At 62.0% G+C, this 474-nt stretch carries 1 protein-coding gene; it reads left to right on the top strand.

The window, feature by feature from the left end; genetic code table 11:
• Positions 1-474, top strand: a 474-nt coding sequence (locus AC1DIX_RS27785; RefSeq protein WP_477328568.1) for a UvrD-helicase domain-containing protein, incomplete at both ends; no start/stop codon positions are given.

Raw genomic sequence — 474 nt, 5'->3', positions numbered from 1 at the left:
GCCACTGGTGCTGCGCGATGCCTTTCCCTGGTGCGCCACCTGGGAGAACCAGCTGCGCGATCTCTTCGGCGCCTATGTCGAGGCCAAGCAGGCGCAGAACGTGCTCGATTACGACGACCTGCTGCTCTACTGGGCGCAGATGGTGGCAGAGCCAATGATCGCCGAGGATATCGGCAGCCGCTTCGACCATGTTCTGGTCGACGAGTATCAGGACACCAACCGGCTGCAATCCTCCATTCTGCTGGCGCTGAAGCCGGGCGGACAGGGACTGACCGTCGTCGGCGACGATGCGCAGTCGATCTATTCCTTCCGCGCCTCGACGGTACGCAACATTCTCGACTTCCCGGCTTCGTTTACGCCTGCCGCCAATATCGTCACGCTCGACCGCAATTACCGCTCGACGCAGCCGATCCTGGCGGCCGCCAATGCCGTCATCGACCTTGCCTCTGAGCGTTTCACCAAGAACCTCTGGAC

The sequence above is a fragment of the Massilia sp. 05N420 genome, assembly GCF_056397205.1.
Note: the sequence above shows the minus strand (reverse complement) of the source record. Positions and strands in the feature narration are given on the sequence as shown.